Source organism: Geomonas sp., assembly GCF_056994735.1.
The window spans coordinates 1-1,234 of sequence record NZ_JBXKJL010000497.1 but is presented as its reverse complement, the minus strand read 5'-3'; the positions used below and the strand labels follow the sequence as shown (position 1 = coordinate 1,234).

3 protein-coding genes are annotated in these 1,234 nt (G+C 30.5%); all 3 read left to right on the top strand.

From position 1 onward, the window contains the following. Window positions 1-79: 79 nt before the first annotated feature. The gene (locus AC11W3_RS20940) at window positions 80-769 is read left to right on the top strand and encodes a hypothetical protein (RefSeq protein ID WP_484093712.1); all 690 of its coding nucleotides are present in this window, start codon (window positions 80-82) and stop codon (window positions 767-769) included. 105 nt (window positions 770-874) lie between these two features. Beyond that, window positions 875-1,045, top strand: coding sequence for a hypothetical protein (locus tag AC11W3_RS20935; protein ID WP_484093711.1), 171 nt, complete (start codon window positions 875-877; stop codon window positions 1,043-1,045). A gap of 1 nt (window position 1,046) precedes the next feature. Beyond that, window positions 1,047-1,234, top strand: a 188-nt coding sequence (locus AC11W3_RS20930; RefSeq protein ID WP_484093710.1) for a hypothetical protein, incomplete at its 3' end; no start/stop codon positions are given.

The window sequence follows — 1,234 nt, the reverse complement described above, 5'->3', positions numbered from 1 at the left end:
TAAGACACATTAGCATGTAGTAAGGTAATTGCTCTATTACATGCTAATAATTAATGTACAAGCTAAATATGAGGGGAGAATGGATATTGTGATAAGTAAATATAAAGAACTGGAGATAACCTATTATACTGATGAATTTGGTGATATGTATTATAAAATGAGTGATGTGCTTATGTTTATAGATAGTGAAAGGTATAAGCATATGTATGATTGGATTAATAAAGAATTTGCTAATGAAATGATACAGTTAACTAAACCAGATATGGAAGCTAAAGAAATATATAATGGTAAAGGTATGAGAGCTATATTCATGACTAGAAAAGCCTTTGCAGCGGTTATAAGAGAATACTGTACAGACCTTGAGAAGCTTTCATGGACTAATGAAATATTCTTTAAGAAGAAAACCAGTAGTGAAAGTAGAGCCTATAGTAACATATGTGATTTGCATAGTTCTATAGCAAGTATATTAGCAAGTTACGATTCGCTTAGACAAAAGCAATCAGAGATAGATAGTGAACTATGTGATTTAGAGCATGAGATAGAAAGCTTTAATATAATAAACAGTTTCTATGCTCTTGATAAGATAAATAGAATTAGAACTTTAAGACAGGAAAGAAGACATATAAAAAATGACCTTGAACTTATAACTCCTTTCTACAACTACCTTAATACAACAAATGTTAAAGTAGGAATATTAGCTAAACTTAAAGTAGAAGCTGATGCTGTAAGACAAAGACAAATCAATTGGTATTATAGAAAAAGAATATAATTTAAAGGGGTGGGGATTCCTTATGAAATCATTTATAATATTTATGGCTATTTGTAATGTCCTCTTTGTACTGCTTTGTATTATGCAGTACAGGAGGAATAAATAATGGCTAAAACACCAACACCAGAGGAACTTGAACTGTTTATTGAAATGTATAATAGAAGAAGAGAAATAAAAAGAATACAGGAAGAAGAAGAAAGACGCAAACACAGTGATGATGTTTATGGAGTGTTTGCTAAATACCAAAAGAAAAGACTAACATACAGGGGGAAATAAAATGAATACATATAAGTTAACACTACCATTTAATCCAATAACAAAGAAAAACTCACAGCAGATTATAAGAAAGCCTAATGGTGTTCCTTGCATTATACCTTCTAAGAATTATAAGGTGTATGCAGCATTATGCAAAACAGAAATAGTACCGCTTAAAGAGCCTATAGACTATGCTGTTAATGTTAAGTG